The following is a 21,008-nucleotide window of genomic DNA, read 5'->3' on the forward strand; positions in this document are numbered from 1 at the left end:
GCCCGTCTCGGCCTGATTAGTAGTAGCCGATCTCGGGCGTCAGGTGGATGCGGCTGCGGGTGAACGTTCCGCTGCCGCGGCCAATCTCTTTGCCGTTGCTGTCGCAGACCACGCTTTCGGCGACGAAGAAGCTGCGTGCGGCATGTACCACATGACCGCGAGCATGCATCGCTCCGTCGGAAATCGGCCCCGTCAGGTAGGTCGTGAAAGTGACCGTAAGCACGAACACATCCTCGACCAGCGAATTCACGGCAAAGAAGGCCGCATCGTCGAGCGCCTTGAAATAGACCGAGCCGTGGGCTCCGCCACCACTGTGATAAAACCGGCGATCAATGGGTATGACCAGTTCGGCCGCGGCATGCGCGATCGAGAGGCGGGGTGCGTAGAAATCATTCCCCGGCGCTCGCACGTACATCCGCTCGAGCTTGCGAAAGTGTTCTTCGTTCGACATGGCCGTCTTCTCGGTTTTGGTCGCGATCAACGTCGCGGCAGCAGGCAGCAATCGGCCGGACATACATCGTGATTCGGACCGAACGCTCCGACCGCGCGCCGCGGATGGCCGGGTTCAACGCGTTCCAGGACCAATTCGCGAATCATTGCGACAAACTTTGGATGGTCGCCCGCCGTGCCGGCGCGGACCATAATCAGGCCGAGTTCTTCGCTCAATTGCCGAGCTTCGTAATCGAGGTCGTACAACACCTCCAAGTGATCGGAAACAAATCCGATCGGCACGACCACAACGTCTTTGATTCCCTGCCCCGCTAATTCTCGTAGCGCGTCGCCGATGTCAGGTTCGAGCCAAGGCTGGCTGGGTGGACCACTACGGCTTTGATAGGCCAGCCGCCACGAGTGGCCGACAAACGACTCGGCCACTAGTCGGCTGGCCTCGCGCAGTTGCGCTTCGTACTGGCTGTTCTGCGCCATGCCCAAGGGAATACTGTGCGCGGTGAAGACAAGGAATGCCTTGGCACGTCGCTCGGTCGGGATCTGCTCGAGCGCCTGCGACACGCGTTCGCTCATGGTTTCGATAAACAGCGGATGATTGAAGAAGTTCCGCAGCCGATCGATCTGCGGCGCCTGGGAACCAACCTCGCATTGGGCGGCTTCGATGTTCTCCCGATATTGCCGGCAGCCCGAGTAGGAGCTGAAAGCCGACGTAAAGAACACCAGAGCGCGTCGGACACCTTCCGCCGCCATTTGACGCAAGGTGTCCGGCAATAGCGGATGCCAATTCCGATTGCCAAAGTAGATCGGCAACCGCGGGCCGTGGCGTTCGAACTCCCGGGCCAGCGCCCCGATGAGGGCTCGATTTTGCTCGTTGATCGGGCTCTTGCCGCCGAAATGATAGTAATGCTCAGCGACTGCCAGCAATCGGTCTCGCGGTACGTTTCGCCCGCGCGTGACATTCTCGAGGAATGGCAGCACATCGTCGGGCTGCTCAGGGCCGCCGAACGAGAGGACAAGTAAAGCGTCGTACGATTCTCGGGCCGTGTCTTGCAAGAGCCTCGTTCCTTTCGTGAAACGTATCCGTTACATCCGCGTTTAACTGCAAAATGCCGCCGAGGGATTATCGACAGCCGCACGAGCGTATTCAAGGCAGGACCGCCCGTCGCGTACCCAAGTATGGCTACGCCGTTGACATCCGCGCAGGCAAGCCGATGATCTTTGGTCAGGAGAGCCATGTCAGGGAGGATGCGGTCATTAACGACGTTTCATTACAGATCCTGAGGCGCACTGAACTGTGCCGAGGACTGAATACCGCCGAGATTCAAACGGTCGCTGACGCCGTGCGTCCGATTGCCGTGCCGGGGGGCGATCTCGTCTGCCGCCAGGGAGATACCGGCTACACGATGTACGTCGTGATACGCGGCCGCGTGAAACTCACTGTCGACAGTCACGGCGAGCCTTACCGACTGCTTGGCTATCTGGGACGTGGTCAGCATTTTGGCGAAATGGCGGTCCTGACCGATGGCCTGCGCACTGCCACCGTGTCGGCAGTCATTGACACTGAGCTCCTGGAACTCGATCGCGACCACTTCGAGCGGCTGCTGGAATCGGTTCCGCGCTTCGGCGCGAATCTTAGCCGTTCGCTGGGTTTTCGGTTGCGTTGGGACTCGCGCCGCAGCAAGCGCAATCAGGAATTGACCTTGGTCGGGCTCGTGAATTCCACCTTGCGCACCCAAGGATTAGTGGGGCCGGTCGCCCGGGCATTGGCCGCCGAAGGGGAATCGATCGAGGTTCTCACCGACCGCCCCGACAAATGGCCGGCCGAAGGAAACTATTTGATCGAGCGAATTCCGTCGGGCCTGACCGGGGGCGAAAAAGTGCGCGCCGTCAACGAACGGCTGCACCAGGTCGTCGACCACCATCGCCGCGTGCTCTTGGATCTGACGCAGGCTGGTTTGGAGAATGAGTTGCCGCAGTTGCTCGGCTTCTGCGAGGAAGTATGGTGGCTCATAGAGCCACGGTTCGCTGAAACTAGTTTTCAGAACCTCCGAAAATTGCTGGTGGCCGAGCCCCGGCTGGCAGGTCGTGTGCGCATCGTGTGGATCATGACGCATGCCGAGCGATTCGCGCCGCGGTCGCCGCCGGATGCGGCCATCGCGCGGCCCGATTTCAAAGTAATACTCGACGAGCCGCGCCAAGCGAGCAGCCGCGGGCACGAATTGGGGATTCGCCGACTCGTCCGTCATTTGCAAGGCGTGCGCCTCGGACTGGCGCTCGGCGGTGGCGGTGCTCGAGGCCTGGCCCATCTCGGCGCCCTGCGCCGACTTGAGCGGGCCGGATTCGATTTTGACATGCTTGCCGGCACCAGCAGCGGGGCGCTGATGGGAGTGGCATACGCCGCTGGCTGGTCACCGCAAGAGGCGATCGAAGCCTTTCGCGAAGCGCTAACTCCGCCGCGATTCGTGCGCGCCATGCCAGGCGGGAATCGCATCTATGTTTGGACGATGTTTCGCATCGGCGCCTGGGATCGCATGCTGCGACATTTCCTGGAAGGCGCCACGCTCGAGCAATTGCAACTACCCCTGGCGACCGTGGCCGTCGACCTTGTGACCGGCAAACAGGTCATTCGCGATCGCGGGGATGCCGTGCGGGCTGTCGTGGAAAGTATCAACGTACCGATGATTTCACGCCCCATCCTTTCTGATGGCATGGCGCTCGTGGACGGCGGCGTGCTAAATAACTTACCGGCCGACGTGTTGACCGAACGCGGGGCATCGTTCGTGCTGGGAATCGACGTAGCTACGCGAATGCCGACCCGTTACGGGCGTAATGAGCCGGGCATGCCTACCGAAAAAATGCGCCGGGCCGGCCCTCTGGAAACGCTGTTCCGCGTCAACGAAGTACAGGCCTACGGCATCACGGCGCTGCGCAGCGGCGCCGTAGATCTGATGATCACGCCCGATACTTCCGCCTTCGAATTCGCCGACTTCACACGGGCGCACGAACTGGCCGACGTCGGAGAAGCCGCGGCCGAAGCGATGCTGCCGCAACTGACGCAAATGCTGCGCGAGCTGCGGGCCAGGTAGCCAAGCCGAGAGCGCGATGGTGAAAGCCCTCTCGCGCAACGCAGAATCGCGCCGCTGGCGGCGCGATGGAGAAACAATGACCCCGACGGGATTCGAACCCGTGTTGCAGGCGTGAAAGGCCTGTGTCCTAGGCCGACTAGACGACGGGGCCGCGGATCGGGCACCCGGCGGATACCCAGAGGGCTGTATAATCGCGCGGCCTATCGGCCGTCAAGTAGCTAGCGCGCTGAGCAGCACAAATCTGAGTGCTCCAAGTAGCAAGGGGAGTTGCTCGCTCGCGATGAAACTGTCTCGCGAGTGGTTTCATCGATCGAAGGCCGAGAGGGGATTGCGGCAAAGTTCCGCACAGCGCGAAGACGCACGCGGGGACCGAGTGGTAACACAGAGTGGGCGACGTGAGGCGAGCAGGTCTTTAACCGCGATGCTACCGCATCAATCCTACGCTTCGGTTTCGGTCGCCGAATCGGCGTCGGCGACTTCCGGCTTCTTAGCATCCTTGTCAGCGTCGTTGCGATGGATGGCCTGATAGACCTCGCTGCGATGCACCGGTACTTCCTTGGGTGCTTCGACGCCCAGGCGGACCTTGTCCCCCCGGATTTCCACGACGACGATCGTAATGTCATCGTTGATGACGATACTCTCGTTCTTTTTCCGCGATAGGACCAACATCGGACGTTCCTTCGTTGGGAATGCTTCCCGTCAGGGAGCGACTTCCTTGTTTCTGGTCAGTTAATCCACGTCACCGTGGATTACGGAAACCGACAAATAGGGTCAACTTCCGTACATCACCTAGGTGATATACCTCAATTCACTCTACGTGGCCCGGAAAAGGAGTCAAGCTGCCGGATCGGCCATGTCGGCGTTTTTTTGACCAGAATCGGACATTTTGGCACGGTATTCGTTGGGGTGAACTCACCAATGCCAGTCAGCCGGCTGGGCGCGACCATTGGAAAGCGAAAACCCAATCGCTTGTAACATAAGGACTTAGCCGCCGCGCCAACACTACCCACCATACAATAACGAGGCGCGCGAGATCAGCCGAGCATCGTCGCAGTTCTCGACATTCCACGCACGCAATTTAGGCACTTCCGAAACTGCCAGCCCCCACCCGGTCGACGTGGACGGTTGAGCCCGTTGGACGCTTGCTGCGCGCGTAAGTGGTATGCGACGCGTAGTTCGTGTCGGCCCCATGAACGTCGCTGGAGCCTGGAAGATCATCATCTTCGACAACCACGATCACGGGTATTTTTAGGACAAACACCAACGCTCTCGACGAAGCGCATGCCTATTATGGAATCGGAGTTGTTGAAGTTCGTCGTCGACAATTGCAACGTGGCCACAGGGTCGCTTGCGAGTCCAGGCCGCGTGTTTATAATCTGGCACATTGCATTCTTAGATCACAGCGTGCGAGCATGCGCGCCGCGTTCTACAGGATGAGCTGACCAAAATCGTTATCAGTTCTGGATATACTCGCAATGTTGGAATGGCTGCGGAATATTCGTGACGCCGTCTTCACGGTCACCAACGGGCTGTATGTCACTCTGCGATACTGGCTTGCGACATACGACCCACAGCGCAAGACGTTCACCGAAAAGTTCGAGTACCCGGAATTGCCGGTGCCCGTCGCTCCCCGTTACCGCGGATTCCATCGCTACGACCTAACGACGTGCATCGCCTGCGACCAGTGCGCGAAGGCTTGCCCTGTTGACTGCATCTACATCGGCAAAGAGCGTGTGACCCATGGCAAGGGCTTCAAGGTCACGGGCTTCACGATCGATTACACGAAATGCATGTTCTGTGCTTTATGCGTCGACCCCTGCCCGGTGGATTGCATCTTTATGGGTGCGACGCACGATTTGAGCTGCTACAGCCGCGATGGATGCATCGTGGATTTCTCTCGCCTGCCCGTCGATGTGGCTTGGGGACGAGCTACGCTCAATCCGACTGTTGTGGCGAACTCGAAGGTGATTGCGGAGCCGGTTCACGGCGGCCCGAATCAATAAACGCGTCCCGTTGAGAACGAGGCCAGTCATGCCCGGCGATCCGTTCGAAGGACGAAAGATTTTTACGGTCGAGGCGGCGAACGCTTCGTTACCGTTGGTGCGCGCGATCGTGACCGACCTTGCCCAGTTGTCACGGGAAGTCGTGGAACGCCGCGAGCGGTTGGGGCTGCTGCTTGCCGGACGCGAGCGCGGCGCGCATGACCTGTATGGCGAAGAGCTTTCGCAGATCGAAGAAGAGCTGGAAAAAGACAGTCAACGCCTGCAAGAATACGTCGAAGAGCTTCGCCTCTTGGGAGTCGAGCCCAAGAACGGCCCGGATGGCCTGGTGGATTTCCCGGCCCGGCTCGAGGGACGCCCTATCTACCTTTGCTGGAAGCTGGGAGAGTCGGAAGTGCTGCACTGGCACGAGTTGGACGCCGGATTCCGCGGTCGCCAGCAGTTGGTCGCCGGGGCCACGGCAGGGCGCGCGGACTAGCGTGGCCGACTGAATCCCGGCAGCGTGTCGGTTAAGTCCGATCGCCGCGCCCACCTCGCTATGCTTTCCTTCTTCGCGCCCATTCCGCGCGCCTGGCAAGACGCTCGAACCATTTTGACTTACAATGCATAGATACCAGCGCAGGTGGCAGTCGCGCGGTTTGTCTTGCTCAGTGGGGGAGCTCAGCTGTTCGAAATCAAGGATAAGAATGGTGCAGTTTTGCACCAAATCGATGGACGGCGGCTCGACAAGGCAAATCTGGCGGGCCTTGTTTTGCGGGGCGCCAACCTCTCGGGAGTCGGCATGACGCGCGCCGTGCTGCGCAAAAGCGATCTATGCGAGGCGGATTTGTCGTTTGCGAATCTGGCTTCGGCCGACTTAGAGCAGGCGCTGCTGGTACGTGCGAATCTGAATTGCGCGATGCTGATCGCGGCCTCACTGGCCGAATGCGATCTACGCGAAGCCAATCTCCGACACGCCAGCATGTTTCAGGCGAATCTGCGCGGGGCAAGGCTGGAACGGACATCGCTGCTCGGCACCGACCTTTCTTCAGTCGATCTGACCGATGCCAACCTGATGGGGGCCATCTACGACGCGCGGACGCGCTGGCCTGACGGCTTCGATCCAATCGCAGCGGGCGCGGTGCTGAAGAGCTGACTCTTGCGGACCGGGAGAGCGATTTCAATCAAGCGCCCGCCCCCCGTTCCCGCGAGGCTGGCCAGCGGCCGTCGCGCGGAAAGTCACGCCGGCGGGCAGGGTTGCAAAAGGGCGGGGTTGGCCTAGAATCCTGTTCTTACGGGAAGATTTCCCGCTCTCCCCACTTATTCTGGTCCTCCCGCCATGTCGCCAACCTTGATCGCCGGGTATCTGGCGTTGTTTTTTGGCTTCGGGTTTTTCTTCCTGTTCATTCACCTGGTGATGGGACGATTCATTCGCCCCAAGAAACCATCGGTCGAAAAGCTGCAAGTTTATGAATGCGGCGAGCCGGCCATCGGCTCCAGCTTCGTACAATTCGACTTGCGGTTTTATGTCGTCGCGCTGTTGTTCATCATCTTCGACGTCGAAGTGGCGTTCTTCTTCCCCTGGGGCGCCGTGTTCGGTAAGTCGACCGAGTTGATGGATCCCCATGTCACGGGGCGCCAACAGATCGTGGCGATGAAGGAAGAAGGCCATCTCAGCCCGGCCGTGAACGCCGTCTACGACGCGCTAACGGTGCCTGTTGATGCCAGGCCCAAGGCCGAGGACGCAGCGCAAGTTCCTGAAACGGCGCGAACACTGGCCGCGATGTCGATTGCCGACATTCTGGTTTTTTTCGCCGTGCTGCTAGTTGGCTTCGCTTATGTATGGCGACGCGGCGACTTGGATTGGGTCCGCGCACTCAGTCTCGAACGCGGTCGCCAAGCTCCGGCGAGCACTCCGCCAATCGAAGAAGAGGAGCCTGTGCTCGTCGGCTGACCGAAGAGCCTGTGATTGCGGTACCCGCGACCGGACGGTCGAGCACTTGCGATTTCGCGATAACAAGCGGCCCCTTGCTTTAGATGAGTTAACGATCCTCCATGAGCGGTCAAACATTTCTCGCTTCACTGCAGAAGCGCTTTGGCGACGCGATCACTGGCGGGAACTTCGAGGCGATCGATCCCTGGATTGAGGTATCGCCCGAAGGCCTCGTCGACGTATGCACGTATCTTCGCGACGAAGCCAGCCTGCGATTCAATCTGCTGAATTGCATTACCGTGGTTGACTACTTCGAGCCGGATCCGAAGAAGGCCGCCAAGGCCGGCTTCGATCCGCACCTGGAGTTGGTCTATCATTTGTGGAGCATTCCCAACAAAACCAGCCTGGTCGTAAAGGTGATGCTGCCGCGTTGGAAGGACGACGTCCCCGGCGAACTGCCCGAGGTTGCCACGGTGAGCGGCATCTGGAGCACGGCCGACTGGCACGAGCGCGAAGTCTTTGACCTCAGCGGCGTGCGATTTCTGGGGCACCCGAATCCGCGCCGCATCCTCTGCCCCGAGGATTGGGTTGGGCATCCGCTGCGAAAAGATTACGAAATGCCGCTGGATTATCACGGCATTCGCGCCCGCTAGGCGCGGTGTTGTTATTGATGAAACGCACGACGTCTCTTCGCATGGGCGCCGCGCACATACCGGTTGCGAAATAACATTCAGCGACAGAAGTTGCCATGGCCACCCATCTCGACGATCCGCGCATTATCGAGTTCGACGTTCGCACCGACGAAATGTTGGTGAACATGGGGCCCCAGCACCCCAGCACGCACGGCGTGCTTCGCCTTGTGCTGCGGACCGACGGCGAAGTGGTGTCCGAGTGTGTGCCGCATATTGGCTATCTGCATCGCTGTGCAGAGAAGATCGGCGAAAACCTCACGCCGCGACAATGGATTCCCTATACCGACCGGATGGATTATCTGGCCGGCATGAATATGAATCTCGGCTGGGCATTGACGGTCGAGAAGCTGATGAAATATCAGTTGCCCGAGAAGGCCAAGCACTTGCGCGTGATCATCTCGGAACTGAACCGCATCGCCAGCCATCTGGTTGGAATGGGCGCGTATGGACTGGACCTGGGCACTTTCAGCCCATTCTTGTACGCCTTCCGTGAGCGCGAGAAGATCCTCGACCTGTTCGAGCTCGCCTGCGGGGCTCGCCTAACCTACAGCTACCTGACCGTTGGCGGTGCGACGCACGACCTCCCCTCGGGCTGGTTAAAGAAGTGCGAAGAATTCCTCGACCAGTTGCTGCCCGTGATTGTCGAGTGCCATACGCTGCTGACGACCAATGCGATTTTCGTAAAGCGTACTGCAGGCCTGGGCATTCTTACGCCCGAGATGGCGATCGACTATGGCTGCACCGGTCCCGTGTTGCGCGGCAGCGGCGTCGACCACGATCTGCGTCGCGATGGTGAAGACCGCTATACGGACATGTACGATGGCTACGCCTTCGAGGTAATCGTCGAACGCGACGGCCACTATCCGCGCGACCACCAGTACCCGGCGGTCCCCAATTCGGCGATCCTTGGAGATTGTTGGCACCGCTTCTATGTCCGCATGTTGGAAGTCATGCAGGCGATCGACTTGGTGCGTCAGGGGATCGACCGCTACAGCACGGCCAAGGGGGACTTCGGCACTCCGGTAAAGCTCACCGAGAAGCTGCCCAAGGGTGAAGCGTATCTCGAAACTGAGGCGCCGCGAGGCCAGATGGGCTTTTACATCGTTAGCGATGGCGGAACGATTCCGCGGCGCGTCCGGGCGCGTAGCAGTTGTTTCTGCAATTTGTCTGTCACCCACGAACTATGTCGCGGCTGCTTGATTGCCGACGTACCGGCGATCGTCGGCTCGCTCGACGTGGTCATGGGCGAGATTGATCGCTAGTCAGTCATGGCGGGTGCGGATTCCGGATTCCCCGAAAACTGTCGAAATCGACAGCGCCGAGGGAGGGCTTCAGCACAAATCTCGGCACGAGCGAGCGGTCTATTTTCTGGGCTTTTCGATTCCCGATAACGGGCCGTCTTTCCCGTCTCTTCGGATTTCGATTTTTCCGGTTTCGGCTATCGGTAAATTCATGCGGCGGGGGGCTTGAATAGACCCCGGACCTTGTGCCATATTTCACGATCTTATGGGACGCCCGTGCTCGGTAACGAGTTAGGTATTGACGCATTGAGCGTCGCCGAGCGGTTGGTCTCACGACTCATACGAGCGATTTTGACGTCGCTCAGGGATGAATCCTACGGTGGCTGAAGCACTGGCGAGTTATTTGCCGCAGTCGCTGGCTCCGCTGGCCTATGTCGCCATTGGATTGCTGCAGTGCGGATTGCTGCTCTTGGTGCCCTTCATCGGCGCCATGTTCTTCGTCTGGATCGAGCGCAAGGTTTCGGCCCGTATTCAAGATCGCTTGGGTCCGACGCGCTGCGGCGGCAAATATGGCTGGCTGCAGCTTCTGGCCGATGGACTGAAGCTGATCACGAAAGAAGACCTTCGTCCCGCAGATGCGGACGCAGTTCTTTTTCGGCTTGCTCCCTATGTCAGTTTCTGCGCCTCGTTTGCGGCGCTATTGGCACTGCCGTTTTCCAGCGGCTGGGTCGCACAGCAAATGGACGTCGGCGTGTTTTTCATCCTGGCCGTACTGGGGCTGGAAGTCTTCGGCGTGATCCTGGCCGGCTACGCGTCGGCTTCGAAGTGGTCGTTGTTCGGCGCCATGCGTGAAGCGGCGCAGGTCGTCAGCTATGAAGTGCCGCTTGGTATGTGCGTTGTCGTGCCAGTGCTGATCACGGGCCAGATGGACCTGGTGAAGATCGCGGACATCCAGCAAGGCTTCTTCACGAACTGGCTTGTGTTTCACGATCCCTTCACGTTCATCACGTTCTGGGTTTATTTCACCTGTGCCACGGCCAGCGTGAATCGCGCCCCCTTCGACCTGGCCGAGGCCGAAAGTGAATTGGTCGCCGGCTTTCATACCGAATACTCGGGCTTTCGCTGGCTGGCCTTTTACATGGCCGAATATGGCTCGATGTTCATCGTCAGCGGCCTGGCCGCGATTCTGTTCTTCGGCGGGTGGAATGGCCCGATCCCCATTGCCGATCTACTCGGCCTGACAACCGATAACGGTCCGGTGTTGGCCTGGATCGGCAACTTGCTCGGCTTGTTCAATTTCATTTTCAAATGCGTCGCCGGCGTGACGTTCATGATCTGGGTTCGTTGGACGCTGCCTCGCTTGCGAATCGACCAGGTGATGCAGGTCTGTTTAAAGTACTGCACGCCGATCGCGGCCGTGATGTTCCTTGGCGCCACGCTGTGGACGTTTTACCTGCCCGGCGGCGTGGGATTGCGTGCGATGCCCTACGCCGAGCGGTATTTGAAATTCTATGATGCCGCGCCGCCGGCGGCTCCGGCTACGAACGTCGCGCAGACTTCGGCCGAAGCGACGCAAATTAGCGCCGTGGTCCGATCGACGGCGGAAGGGGAATGAACGTGGACGCGATCAATTGGCACACGTTCTTCTTTCTGCTGTTCGCGCTATTTGCGTGCGGTTTCGCCATAGCAACGGTAGTCGCGGCGAACATTGTGCGGATGGCCATGTGCCTGATTATCTCGCTGGGCGCGACGTCCGGCCTGTTCTTTCTGGCCGGTGCCGACTTTGTCGGCTCGATGCAGTTGTTGATTTACGTCGGCGGCACGCTCGTGCTATTGATCTTTGGCGTCATGCTCACCGCACAAGGGCCGTTCGTCTCGTTGAAGACGGGGGGCGGTGATTGGATCGTGGCTGTGATGCTGTCCGGCTGCCTGGCGGCGATACTGATTCCGGCGGCGTTCACCGTGGCCGATTGGCGCAATGCCCCGGCCACTAAAGTACACTCGGAGCACGCCGCGCAGGCCGGCGGTGCAAAAGTGTATTTGACCTCGACGGCCGAAGAGCACGCCGACGAACATGCCGTGCCCGACTGGACGGTGTCGACTACGCCTGGTGACACGAACGGGGACGGCATTCCCGACGCGCCGCCGAAGACCTCGACGCCGATCGGTCTGGGCCTGTTAGGGGCGCGTGTCGATCGCTTGCAGCCGGGGCCTGCTGGGCTGAAGGCTGGCATGTCAGGCTATTTGCTGCCTTTCGAATTGGTTTCGGTCCATTTGCTGGTCGTCTTGGTCGGGGCGGCCTATCTCGCCCGCACCAAGCGTCGCGCGCGTCCGAAGATGTAAAGAGCGGTTAGAAGCCATGCACCTGTTAACTCAACCTGTCGGCGTTTCGCACTTCCTGGTCGTGGGAGCGGTGCTGTTTATTTCTGGCATTGTGTGCATGGCTGTGAAGCGTAACGCTCTGGGCATCCTCATGGGCGTCGAGTTGGTGTTGAACGGCGCGAATATCAATTTCGTGGCCTTTAGCAGCGAGTTCCTCAGCGGCGGCTCTCCTTACTCTTTGGGTTTGGACGGTCAGTTCATTTCGCTCTTCGTCATCGTCTTGGCCGCGGCCGAAGCGGCCGTGGCATTGGCCATCACATTGAACTTCTACAACAATCATGCGACGGTCGATGTCGATCGCGCGGATGAACTAAAAGGCTGATGTCACCCGACCAATCACTGCCGCTGTTGCTTTCGCTGGCTTGGCTGGTGCCGCTGGCCTCGTTTGCGCTGATCGTGCTGTTCGGCCCACGCATGGGCAAGCACGGTATCTTGGCTAGCTATGTCGCCACGGGCGCGATCCTGACTTCGTTCCTGTTGTCGTTGACGGCGTTTTGCATTTGGCATTTCGGCCATTTGGGCGCGCGAGGTGACGTCGCCGCCGTGCATGCCAGCCACGAAGCGAACGACCACGGGGACACCGTGGGCGAAAGCGTCGACGACAGCATCATGGCCGAGCACGCCACGCTCGAGCATGCCGGTGAGGTTCACGAGGGGGGCCATGCCGGCCACGGGCTGCCGACCGAGCCGTCGAAGGCCTACACCAAGGACATGTACACGTTGGCCCAGATCGGCAAGTTGAAGCTGGCAGTCAGCTACTACATCGATTCGCTGACAATTTTGATGTTCACGATGGTGTCGTTCATCGCGACGCTGATTCACTTTTATGCCTACGGCTACATGCACGACGAATTGCATGAAGTCGTCGATCATGAAGTCACGCTCTCCGACGGTCACCATTTGCACCGGCCGGGTCGCTTTCACCGTTTCTTCCAGTACCTGTCGCTGTTCTGCTTCAGCATGCTGGGCCTGGTGATCGCGGGCAACATCCTGATGGTGTTCGTCTTTTGGGAATTGGTGGGTATCTGCTCCTACTTCCTGATCGGCTTCTACATCGAACGAAAGAGTGCCTCGAACGCGGCTAACAAGGCGTTCATCGTCAACCGTGTCGGCGACTTCGGCATGATCATTGGTCTGATGGCGTTGTGGGCCAGCCTGGGTACGTTCGCCTTTGGTGATGTCGGCGGCGAGCAGGGAATTTTCAGCACCGTGCGGCCGGCCGATAAGAATTACGAATTGACCGTGCCCGACGGCATGGTGCGCTATGCGGCGATGGACCAGATCGCGGCCGGCGTCGAGCCGACCGCCGAGCAAATCGATACTTGGCGTGCCGAAGGCTACGGGTACTGGCTGCTGGTGATCGCGGGTATCGGCATCTTCTGTGGGTGCGTCGGCAAGAGCGCCCAGTTTCCGCTACACGTCTGGTTGCCAGATGCGATGGAAGGTCCCACTCCGGTTTCGGCGCTGGTCCACTCGGCGACGATGGTGGCGGCGGGTGTCTACTTGGCAGGTCGTTTTTATCCGGTCTTCGCTCCCGAAGTGTTGTTGGTCATCGCTTATGCCGGCTGCATCACGCTGTTTTTGGCAGCGACGATCGCGATCACGGCCGTTGATATCAAGCGCGTGCTCGCCTACTCGACCGTCAGCCAATTGGGATACATGATGCTCGGCCTGGGCGTCGGCGGTTGGGCCGCTGGCCTCTTCCATCTGGTGACGCACGCGTTCTTCAAAAGCTTGCTCTTCATGTGCTCGGGCTCCGTGATCCATGCCACGCATACTAATGACATGCGGCGTATGGGGGGCTTGCGACACAAGATGCCCTGGACTGCGTACACGATGCTCGTCGGCGTACTTGCGATCTACGGTGCCGCGATACCGTTTGTGATCGGCTTCAGCGGCTACTATTCGAAAGATTCGATCGTCGCCCAGGTGTTGTCGTTCTATAACGTCAACCCGACGCACGGCGGGATTTTCTTCGCCCTATCCGTCGGTGGCGCCGGGCTCACGGCGTTTTACATGTTTCGGCTGTGGTTTATGACGTTCGCCGGCAAGCCGCGCGATCATCACGTTTATGACCACGCGCACGAATCGCCGAAGGTCATGTATCTGCCGCTGGTGATCCTGGCAGTGTTCGCCGTAATCGTCGGCTTCCCTTGGTTCCCGTTCAGCGTGGTGAAGCTGCTCGAGCAGGCCCGTCCCGTGGGCGTGGGAGCGACGTCGTTCGGCTACCTGCTGCCAACGTTGGTTTATCCGGAAGAACCGCTGAGCCATTCCCCGGCCATTCATGGGCTGGCCGAAATCTCACTGTTCTTCGTGGCCTTGGCTGGCCTGGTGCTCTCGGCCGCCTTCTACGTCTTCCGAAGTTTGAATCCCGAGGACGTTCGCCGGCAGTTTGCTCCGATCTATCGACTGTTCTGGAACAAATGGTATTTCGACGAGTTGTACAACGCGATCTTCGTGCGGCCGGTGATGTTCTTCTCGAAGATGGTGTCCAACTTCGACCGTCGCGTGATCGACGGCGCGATCGACGCCCTGGCGCGCGGCGTACGTTCGATCGCCAGTATTGACGACATGATCGACCGCTACTTGATCGACGGCCTGGTAAACGTCGTGGCGGCCTGGACCTATTCGATCGGCGATTCGCTACGCAGCGTGCAAACCGGCAAGCTGCGGCAATACGTCATGCTGATCGTGATCGGAACCGTGGCGCTAACGTTGTTGATTCGCTGGAGTGTGGCGGCCACGACCTAAATCGATCGCGAACAACCTGGAAATTAACATTCGCGGCCGTATGCCGGCCGACCTGATGCGAGAATCATCGCGGGAACTGAATTGACATGGAATCGAACTACGTGCTGCTGCTGAGCTTGATCGCGTTTCTACCGGCGGCAGGCGCCCTGGCGCTGATGCTGCCCGTGTTCTCGAACAAGCGACCCGATGCCATTCGCCTGTTCAGCCTGGTGGTTACGATTGCCGTGTTCGGGCTGACGGCCTGGATGGCGATCGACCGGCCGGCGGACGACGTCGAGAGCGCGCGCTTTCAAATCAGCCAGGCCGGAATGCAGGACACCTTCTCGCTCGATTGGATCAAGTCGTTCAACATCTACTATTACATGGGCGTTGACGGCATCAGCTTCACACTGGTGGTGTTGACATCGTTCGTCAGCTTGCTGTCGATGGCGGCCAGTTGGAACATCACCAAGCACGTGAAGGCCTATTGCATCCTGTTTCTGCTGCTCGAGACGGGCATGCTGGGCGTGTTTCTCTCGCTCGATTTCTTCCTGTTCTACGTGTTCTGGGAAGTCATGCTGCTGCCGATGTACTTCCTGATCGGCGTGTGGGGTGGTCCGCGTCGCGAATACGCTGCTATCAAGTTCTTTCTGTACACGCTGGTGGGCAGCGTGCTGATGCTGATCGCGATCTTGATGCTGTACTTCAACAGCGATCTAAAGTTGCTCAGCCCCGAGCAACTCGCCAAGGCGCACGTGCCCGAGAGCGTGATTACCGCTATCGCACAGGACGCCACAGCCCCGGCCCACACCTTCAATCTGCTGGCGCTGGCCGAGATTGGGCAATTGCCTGATTCGCCGTTTGATGGTGAGCTGTGGTTGGGCAAGTCGATTCAATGGTGGGCCTTCGTGCTCCTGTTCATCGGCTTTGCCATTAAGGTGCCGATCGTGCCGGTACACACGTGGTTGCCTGATGCGCACGTCGAGGCGCCGACGCCGATTTCCATGATTCTGGCCGGCGTGCTTTTGAAAATGGGTGGCTACGGCATCATTCGCATCTGCTACCCGCTTTGCCCCGACGCCGGATACGAGCTGGCGTACGTTGTGTCCGGCATTGGCGTGTTGAGCATGGTCTACGGTGCCTTTGCCGCGATGGCGCAGAAAGACTTCAAGCGACTCGTCGCCTATAGCTCGGTCAGCCACATGGGCTATGTCATCCTGGGAATCGGCGTATGGAGTGCCTGGATCGGCACCGACTTTAACCCCGATTATTGGGCGCTGGGAATGAATGGCGCCATGTTCCAGATGATCGCCCACGGCATCAGTTCGGCTGGCATGTTCTTTATGGTCGGCGTGATCTACGACCGCGTGCATCACCGCAACCTGGACGAATTCGGCGGCCTGTTCGCCAAGATGCCGGTGTACAGCGGCCTGGCCTTCGGCATTTTCTTTGCCGGCTTGGGACTGCCGGGCTTGTGTGGTTTCATCGGCGAAGTGTTCGTCACGCTTTCGGTCTGGTCGTTCAGCAAGACCTTGGCCGTGATCTCGGCCTCGGTCGTCGTGCTGACAGCCGGCTACATCCTGTGGACTCTGCAACGTGTCTATCTGGGCCCGGAATACAAGGGACCGCACCCCGAAGGTATTTACCCGATGACCCCGCGCGAGCTGGCCATTGCCGCCCCGCTGCTGGGCTTTGCCATCATCTTCGGCGTCTATCCGCAGGCCATCTTCCGGTACCTTACCCCCAGCGTGAACAAAGAGGTGGGTGAGTTGGCCGATTGGACTCGCAATGTAAAGCAACCGCGCATCGAGGCTGCCGAGGATCTTTCGGAGTTGGCGTTGGCCGACGGGCAGCGATAGCGAGCCGACGCGGTCGGCGTTTAATTGAATCATAGTGTCAGGCGAAACCACGAGTGCCTCGCGGCTGGCGACGAATAACGCAGCAGTCCAGGCACGCTACGAGATAAGAAACGGTCAGCCGTGAATTTTCAGGAACTGGTCAATAATCTGCGACTCGACACGATTGACGTGTCGCTACCCGGCTTCGGACCGGAGCTAGCGATCTGCGTCACGATCGTGCTCATGTTGCTCGGCCGCTTGCCAAGATTTCGCGTCGACGCGTTTTACGTCGCGCTCGCTGGTTCAGTGGCGGCGCTGGTGCTAGCCGCGCCGTGGCGCTATTTGGGAAGCGAGCCGATCACCGGCGGCAGCCCGTATCCCACCGAAATCTTCACGGGCATGCTGCTGTTCGACGGATTCACGGTCTATTTCCGCTCGGTGCTGTTGATCTTCGCCGTGCTGTTTCTCGTGATGACGCGGCTCTCCGGCATTCCCGATTCCGAGGATGGCGCCGATTTCTACACGCTGATCCTCGGCGCGACCTTGGGCATGTGCATCATGGCCTCGGCGAATCATCTGTTGATGATCTTCCTGGGGGTCGAGATGGCCAGTGTGCCGTCGTACGCTTTGGCCGGCATTCTGAAGGGTCGGCGGCAAAGCAGCGAAGCGGCTCTCAAGTATTCCGTGTTCGGCGCGGGCACGGCTGGCGTCATGTTGTACGGCATCAGCTTGCTGGCCGGCGCGACAGGTTCGGCCCATATGCCGACGATCGTTTCCCAGCTCACATCGATGTCGGCCGAGGCTTTCGCTGAACGAGAAACGGTCCTGATGCTGGGGGGCTTGATGCTGGCCGTGGGGCTGGCGTTCAAGCTTTCGGCCGTACCGTTTCATTTCTGGTGCCCCGACGTTTTCGAAGGAGCTAGCGCCGAAGTTGACGCTTTCCTATCGGTTGCGTCCAAGGCAGCCGCGATGGCATTGCTGATTCGGGTCGGCATCGGTTTCGCCCACCAAGTTCACGAACAACCGGTCGCCTTGCAAACGCCGGCGGCCGAAGTTCGCCTCGTCGCGGCAGAGCGGGATGCGGCCCCTGGGCTCGGCGTTGCCAAGCAGCGCGATCTGTCGCTGGTCGATCCCAGGCTGGATGCGAAGAATTTGCCGAATTTCGGTCTCATCGCGGACGTTGAATCGCCCAGCGTGCTTGAGCGCAGCCGGGATTACATCGTCGGCATCATTGCCTTTCTCGCGGCCATCACTTGCACGTTCGGTAACCTGGCCGCTTACGCGCAGACCAATATCAAGCGGCTGTTCGCCTATTCGACAATCGCGCACGCCGGCTACATGATGATGCCCGCCGCGGCCGCGGTCGCCTTGATCGGCCGCGATTCGGCCATGGCCGAAAAGAGTGTCGCTGCGTTGGCCTTTTACGTCGCGACTTACCTGTTTATGAACTTGGGGGCCTTTGCCGTCGTGGCCTTCCTGCGTAATGCGATGCGTAGCGAAGAGATCAAGGACTACGCCGGGCTGATTCGTACGTCGCCGGGTCTGGTGGTTTGCTTCTCGATCATTCTGATCAGCCTGGTCGGCTTACCGTTCTTCAGCGGCTTCATCGCCAAATGGCTGGCGTTTTACTCGCTGGTGCCTGCCAAGCTGTACTGGCTATTGGTCGTGGGTGGTTTGAACACCGCGATCAGCCTGTTCTATTACTTGCGGATCATCAAGACGATGACCATGGATGCCGAGCCGGAGGACCGTTTGCCGGTCGACTTTTCGATGGTCTCGGCCGAAGGGGCGTTCGTGGCCCTGGTCACGGTGCCCGTTGTCGTATTAGGCGTCGCTTGGGATCCCCTTTATCAATGGGCCGCGGCAGCCAGCCATCAACTGCTGAATTAAGAACTCGATCAAGGAATTCATGGCTCGCTCGAAAACTATCGACCTGTTGAATCAGTTGCTTGCGATCGAGAATCGCACGCTGCCTACGTATCTGGCCGACGCTTGTCCCTGGACTCATCCAGGCGACGAATCGGCAACAACGGCCCTGACGCACATCCTGGCCGATCAACAAGCGATGGTCGGCCGACTCGGCGAATTGATCGACGCGCGGGGTGGACGGATCGACCGTGGTTCCTTTCCGATGGAATACACGGACATGAACCTGCTGTCGCTCGATTTCCTGCTCTTGGAGTTGGTCCGCTGTCAGAAACGCGACCTCGTCGATATTGAGCGGATCGTGGCCGGCCTGGGCACCGATCGCGAGGCACGCGAATTGGCCGAAGAGGTCCTGGGAAGCGAGCGCGCTCATCTCGAGGCACTTGAGGATCTGCTTAAGCAGCCTACGTAATTTCCGCGAGAAACCGCGACTAGCGGCGCAATTTCCGCGACGTAACCTTCGCGGACGTGTACTACTTGCCAATCGCTTCATGGAAAGCGCGTTTCTCGGTAGAAAATCGTGATGCGTCTCGTCGACTCCCATGCGCATCTGAACCAGCCCGAGTTCGACGTCGATCGCGACGACGTCATCGCGCGAGCTCGAACTGCCGGTGTCGCGCAGATCGTCACCGTGGGTTACAGCCTCGTCTCCAGCCGGCAGAGTATCGAGATTGCCGCGCGCTATCCCGGCGTATTCGCCGCCGTAGGCATTCAGCCCAACGATACGATTCATGCCGCGGCCGACGATTGGGATCAAATCGTGGCGATCGCCAGCGCGTCAGGCGTGGTGGCTGTGGGCGAAACGGGGCTCGATCGTTACTGGGATACGTCGCCGCTACCACTACAGCAGGACTATTTTGACCGGCATCTGCGGCTCTCTCAAAAAATGGAGCTGCCGTTCATCGTGCATACCCGGGAGAGCGACGCCGAAGTCCTCGAAATGTTGCGGGCCGCGCGGCAACGTGGCAGCCTGTCGGGCGTGATGCATTCGTTCACCGGCACGGCCGAGACCGCGGCCGAATGCGTCGCACTGGGGCTGTACATCAGCTTCGCCGGGATGGTGACATTCAAGAAGTCCGACGCGCTGCGGGCCGTGGCGGCAACGGTGCCTGCGGACCGCATCCTGATTGAGACCGATTCACCCTATCTGTCGCCGCATCCACTGCGCGGCAAGCGGAACGAACCGGCCCACGTCCGCCACACAGCGGAATGCCTGGCCGCGGCGCGCGGTGTCGATGCCACGGAATTTGCCGAGCAGACGACGGCCAACGCCCGGGCGCTATTTCGCCTGCCAACTTGAGACCCGAGTTCTCATCCTCGACGTCGAACTGACGTTAGCCGACTGGCTGCGTCTGTGGGCACGAGCCGAGGATTTCCAGCCGTTGGGTTTTCTTTCGCAGGGCCGCGAGCGCCCGGCGCACCTTCAAGTCGGTCTCGTGCCCGTCAAATTCGACGAAGAACAGATACTCGCCATGAGCGATCGGAAACGATTCGATCCAAGTCAGATTCAGCCGGTTGCGTTTGAAGATCGTGATCGCCTCGGCCAGCGAACCTGGCTGATGCGCGATCTGGAACATGGCGGCGGTCTTATCACGGCCTGAGCGGGCCGCGGCATCAGCCCCGATCACCGCGAAGCGCGTGATGTTGTCGTGCTTGTCTTCGATCCCCTCGGCCAGCACGTCCAGGCCATAATGCGTGGCGGCTTCGCGGCTGGCGATGGCGGCGGTGCCCGGCTTTTCCAGGGCCAATTGCACGGCGGCGGTGGTGCTCGTCACCTCGACGGTGCGCGCCGCCGGCAAGTGCTTTGTCAGCCAGTTTCGGCATTGCGAAAAGGGTTGCGACTTGCTGTATACCTCGACGATCTCGCTGCGCGGCCCGCGGCCCATCAAGGTGTGCCGAATGCGCAGCTGCACCTCGCCGCAGATTCTTACCCGCAGCCGGGTGAACATGTCGAGCGTGTCGGCAATGCGCCCGTCCGTTGAATTCTCGATCGGCACCAGCCCATAATCGGCCTGCTGGCTGTTGACCTCTTCGAACACGGCGGCGATCGTGCCCACGGGCACTAGTTCGACACTCTGCCCAAAGCGGTGCAATGTGGCCAGGTGGCTGTACGTATAGAACGGACCGAGAAAGGCGACTCGCAATTGCTTAGTAAGTTGACGCGAGCCACTAAGGATCTCGCGAAAAACGCCACGCACGCTGTCCGGTGATAAGGGCCCTTTGTTGTTTTCGACCGCGGCCTTGAGTGCGACGTCGTCCCGGCCGGGCGTGAATACCGACGAACTCTCGTTACCGGACTTGTCCGCTTCAGCTTCGGCCAGCGAGCGCGCGAGCGATGCCCGGGCATTGATCTGCGTCAAAAGCTCGCGATCAGCCCGGTCGAGCGCCGTGCGCAGCTCGACCACCGTACGGTTTTTCGTCGCACGCGTGCGCGATTCGGATTTCGGGTTCTCTTTTCCCACGAGTCGTATGTCCGTCTGAGCCTGAGTTCGTACGCGAGCGGGCCCTAATGTAGCTGACGTTTGTATTGATGTCGTTGAGCCCGGATATCTGTTGGGATGATGCGCCTATGCCATGAGGAGTTCACTGCGGCTCGGAAGGGGCATCGCAAATCCAGGTTCCGACAAACTGTCGCTTGGTGGTCAAAGGGTCGGTCATAATAGAATTCCGATGCCAAGGTCGCTTCCCTCCAAGGGTACGACCGAATTCGTCGACTGCCACTTTGGCAGGGCCAGAATCGTAACTTTTCAGGGA

The 21,008-nt window shown here is 59.7% G+C and carries 19 protein-coding genes and 1 tRNA gene; 15 read left to right on the forward strand and 5 right to left on the reverse strand.

Translation table 11 applies throughout. The annotated features are described in order from the left end of the window. Window positions 1-16: 16 nt before the first annotated feature. Together VGN12_11605 and VGN12_11610 are read right to left on the reverse strand one after the other, a co-directional pair. The gene (locus VGN12_11605; protein HEY4310088.1) at window positions 17-514 is read right to left on the reverse strand and encodes a PaaI family thioesterase; all 498 of its coding nucleotides are present in this window, start codon (window positions 512-514) and stop codon (window positions 17-19) included. Next, window positions 478-1,500: a ferrochelatase gene (locus VGN12_11610; GenBank protein HEY4310089.1), complete on the reverse strand. Its 1,023-nt coding sequence runs from the start codon at window positions 1,498-1,500 to the stop codon at window positions 478-480. The genes VGN12_11605 and VGN12_11610 overlap by 37 nt, the downstream gene beginning before the upstream one ends. A gap of 158 nt (window positions 1,501-1,658) precedes the next feature. On the opposite strand from VGN12_11610, the gene VGN12_11615 reads away from it, so the two are divergent. Further along, window positions 1,659-3,533, forward strand: coding sequence for a cyclic nucleotide-binding and patatin-like phospholipase domain-containing protein (locus VGN12_11615; protein HEY4310090.1), 1,875 nt, complete (start codon window positions 1,659-1,661; stop codon window positions 3,531-3,533). Window positions 3,534-3,610: 77 nt separating this feature from the next. On the opposite strand, the gene VGN12_11620 is transcribed toward VGN12_11615, so the two are convergent. Both VGN12_11620 and csrA read right to left on the reverse strand, forming a co-directional pair. Beyond that, window positions 3,611-3,684, reverse strand: a tRNA-Glu gene (locus VGN12_11620). A gap of 287 nt (window positions 3,685-3,971) precedes the next feature. Continuing rightward, window positions 3,972-4,202 (reverse strand): carbon storage regulator CsrA, encoded by a 231-nt coding sequence (csrA, locus tag VGN12_11625; protein HEY4310091.1) that lies wholly within the window; start codon window positions 4,200-4,202, stop codon window positions 3,972-3,974. A gap of 806 nt (window positions 4,203-5,008) precedes the next feature. Between csrA and VGN12_11630 the strand changes: the two genes are divergently transcribed. The 14 genes from VGN12_11630 (at window position 5,009) to VGN12_11695 (ending at window position 19,554) form a co-directional block, all read left to right on the forward strand. Then, window positions 5,009-5,536, forward strand: a complete 528-nt coding sequence (locus tag VGN12_11630; protein HEY4310092.1) for a 4Fe-4S binding protein — start codon at window positions 5,009-5,011, stop codon at window positions 5,534-5,536. Window positions 5,537-5,564: 28 nt separating this feature from the next. Then, the gene (locus VGN12_11635; GenBank protein HEY4310093.1) at window positions 5,565-6,011 is read left to right on the forward strand and encodes a DUF2203 domain-containing protein; all 447 of its coding nucleotides are present in this window, start codon (window positions 5,565-5,567) and stop codon (window positions 6,009-6,011) included. A gap of 144 nt (window positions 6,012-6,155) precedes the next feature. After that, the gene (locus VGN12_11640) at window positions 6,156-6,668 is read left to right on the forward strand and encodes a pentapeptide repeat-containing protein (GenBank protein HEY4310094.1); all 513 of its coding nucleotides are present in this window, start codon (window positions 6,156-6,158) and stop codon (window positions 6,666-6,668) included. A gap of 183 nt (window positions 6,669-6,851) precedes the next feature. Beyond that, the gene (locus VGN12_11645) at window positions 6,852-7,466 is read left to right on the forward strand and encodes an NADH-quinone oxidoreductase subunit A (protein ID HEY4310095.1); all 615 of its coding nucleotides are present in this window, start codon (window positions 6,852-6,854) and stop codon (window positions 7,464-7,466) included. Window positions 7,467-7,567: 101 nt separating this feature from the next. Further along, a complete protein-coding gene (locus VGN12_11650) occupies window positions 7,568-8,098 on the forward strand; it encodes an NADH-quinone oxidoreductase subunit C (GenBank protein HEY4310096.1) in 531 nt (176 codons plus the stop codon). Window positions 8,099-8,193: 95 nt separating this feature from the next. Then, window positions 8,194-9,399: an NADH-quinone oxidoreductase subunit D gene (locus VGN12_11655; protein HEY4310097.1), complete on the forward strand. Its 1,206-nt coding sequence runs from the start codon at window positions 8,194-8,196 to the stop codon at window positions 9,397-9,399. Window positions 9,400-9,757: 358 nt separating this feature from the next. Further along, window positions 9,758-10,993: an NADH-quinone oxidoreductase subunit NuoH gene (gene nuoH / locus VGN12_11660; GenBank protein ID HEY4310098.1), complete on the forward strand. Its 1,236-nt coding sequence runs from the start codon at window positions 9,758-9,760 to the stop codon at window positions 10,991-10,993. Beyond that, window positions 10,990-11,721 carry an NADH-quinone oxidoreductase subunit J gene (locus VGN12_11665; GenBank protein ID HEY4310099.1) on the forward strand — a complete coding sequence of 244 codons (732 nt, stop codon included), beginning with the start codon at window positions 10,990-10,992 and terminating at the stop codon, window positions 11,719-11,721. Before nuoH ends, VGN12_11665 begins: the two co-directional genes overlap by 4 nt. Before the next feature lie 16 nt (window positions 11,722-11,737). Next, entirely contained in the window at window positions 11,738-12,082 is a 345-nt protein-coding gene (gene nuoK, locus VGN12_11670; protein HEY4310100.1) for an NADH-quinone oxidoreductase subunit NuoK, read from the forward strand. After that, on the forward strand, window positions 12,082-14,511 hold the full coding sequence (gene nuoL, locus VGN12_11675) for an NADH-quinone oxidoreductase subunit L (GenBank protein HEY4310101.1): 2,430 nt from the start codon (window positions 12,082-12,084) through the stop codon (window positions 14,509-14,511). Before nuoK ends, nuoL begins: the two co-directional genes overlap by 1 nt. An 86-nt stretch (window positions 14,512-14,597) precedes the next feature. Further along, the gene (locus VGN12_11680) at window positions 14,598-16,349 is read left to right on the forward strand and encodes an NADH-quinone oxidoreductase subunit M (GenBank protein HEY4310102.1); all 1,752 of its coding nucleotides are present in this window, start codon (window positions 14,598-14,600) and stop codon (window positions 16,347-16,349) included. 120 nt (window positions 16,350-16,469) lie between these two features. Beyond that, on the forward strand, window positions 16,470-18,218 hold the full coding sequence (locus VGN12_11685; GenBank protein ID HEY4310103.1) for an NADH-quinone oxidoreductase subunit N: 1,749 nt from the start codon (window positions 16,470-16,472) through the stop codon (window positions 18,216-18,218). A gap of 19 nt (window positions 18,219-18,237) precedes the next feature. After that, window positions 18,238-18,666 (forward strand): hypothetical protein, encoded by a 429-nt coding sequence (locus VGN12_11690; GenBank protein ID HEY4310104.1) that lies wholly within the window; start codon window positions 18,238-18,240, stop codon window positions 18,664-18,666. A gap of 111 nt (window positions 18,667-18,777) precedes the next feature. Next, window positions 18,778-19,554 (forward strand): TatD family hydrolase, encoded by a 777-nt coding sequence (locus VGN12_11695; GenBank protein ID HEY4310105.1) that lies wholly within the window; start codon window positions 18,778-18,780, stop codon window positions 19,552-19,554. A gap of 34 nt (window positions 19,555-19,588) precedes the next feature. Here VGN12_11695 and pheA read toward each other — a convergent pair whose 3' ends face one another. After that, window positions 19,589-20,716, reverse strand: coding sequence for a prephenate dehydratase (gene pheA / locus VGN12_11700; protein ID HEY4310106.1), 1,128 nt, complete (start codon window positions 20,714-20,716; stop codon window positions 19,589-19,591). Window positions 20,717-21,008 lie beyond the last annotated feature (292 nt).

The sequence above is a fragment of the Pirellulales bacterium genome (assembly GCA_036499395.1).
Classification (GTDB): domain Bacteria; phylum Planctomycetota; class Planctomycetia; order Pirellulales; family JACPPG01; genus JACPPG01.

What these genes read in the sequence shown, in the direction of transcription:
- VGN12_11690 (HEY4310104.1), top strand. Translation starts at nt 18,238, where the DNA reads ATGGCTCGCTCGAAAACTATCGACCTGTTGAATCAGTTGCTTGCGATC.
- VGN12_11630 (HEY4310092.1), top strand. Translation starts at nt 5,009, where the DNA reads ATGTTGGAATGGCTGCGGAATATTCGTGACGCCGTCTTCACGGTCACC.
- VGN12_11650 (HEY4310096.1), top strand. Translation starts at nt 7,568, where the DNA reads ATGAGCGGTCAAACATTTCTCGCTTCACTGCAGAAGCGCTTTGGCGAC.
- VGN12_11645 (HEY4310095.1), top strand. Translation starts at nt 6,852, where the DNA reads ATGTCGCCAACCTTGATCGCCGGGTATCTGGCGTTGTTTTTTGGCTTC.
- VGN12_11615 (HEY4310090.1), top strand. Translation starts at nt 1,659, where the DNA reads ATGATCTTTGGTCAGGAGAGCCATGTCAGGGAGGATGCGGTCATTAAC.
- VGN12_11695 (HEY4310105.1), top strand. Translation starts at nt 18,778, where the DNA reads ATGCGTCTCGTCGACTCCCATGCGCATCTGAACCAGCCCGAGTTCGAC.
- csrA (HEY4310091.1), bottom strand. Translation starts at nt 4,202, where the DNA reads ATGTTGGTCCTATCGCGGAAAAAGAACGAGAGTATCGTCATCAACGAT.
- VGN12_11635 (HEY4310093.1), top strand. Translation starts at nt 5,565, where the DNA reads ATGCCCGGCGATCCGTTCGAAGGACGAAAGATTTTTACGGTCGAGGCG.
- VGN12_11665 (HEY4310099.1), top strand. Translation starts at nt 10,990, where the DNA reads ATGAACGTGGACGCGATCAATTGGCACACGTTCTTCTTTCTGCTGTTC.
- VGN12_11680 (HEY4310102.1), top strand. Translation starts at nt 14,598, where the DNA reads ATGGAATCGAACTACGTGCTGCTGCTGAGCTTGATCGCGTTTCTACCG.
- nuoL (HEY4310101.1), top strand. Translation starts at nt 12,082, where the DNA reads ATGTCACCCGACCAATCACTGCCGCTGTTGCTTTCGCTGGCTTGGCTG.
- VGN12_11655 (HEY4310097.1), top strand. Translation starts at nt 8,194, where the DNA reads ATGGCCACCCATCTCGACGATCCGCGCATTATCGAGTTCGACGTTCGC.
- nuoK (HEY4310100.1), top strand. Translation starts at nt 11,738, where the DNA reads ATGCACCTGTTAACTCAACCTGTCGGCGTTTCGCACTTCCTGGTCGTG.
- VGN12_11605 (HEY4310088.1), bottom strand. Translation starts at nt 514, where the DNA reads ATGTCCGGCCGATTGCTGCCTGCTGCCGCGACGTTGATCGCGACCAAA.